Below are 252 nucleotides of genomic sequence, written 5' to 3' on the forward strand. Positions count from 1 at the left end.
GCTGGAGGAGGCGGCACCGGAGGTGCTGCTCGTCGAGCTGCCCGCCGAGATGCAGCCGTGGCTGCCCTGGCTGGGGCACGAGGAGACGCGGGCCCCGGTGGCGCTGGCCGCCGCACCGGCGGACGGCGGCGGGGGCCCGGCGTTCTACCCGTTCGCCGACTTCTCGCCCGAACTGGCCGCCGTGCGCTGGGCCGTCCGGCGCGGTGTGCCGGTGGTCGCCTGCGATCTGCCGCTCGCCGACCGCGCGTGGAG

Annotated in this window: 1 protein-coding gene; it reads left to right on the top strand. The window is 78.2% G+C overall.

What is annotated here, in order from left to right:
• Nucleotides 1-252, top strand: a 252-nt coding sequence (locus ACSNOK_RS35320) for a DUF5682 family protein (protein WP_436784773.1), incomplete at both ends; no start/stop codon positions are given.

Origin of the sequence: Streptomyces sp. URMC 126, assembly GCF_051386555.1 — a bacterium.
Classification (GTDB): Bacteria; Actinomycetota; Actinomycetes; order Streptomycetales; family Streptomycetaceae; genus Streptomyces.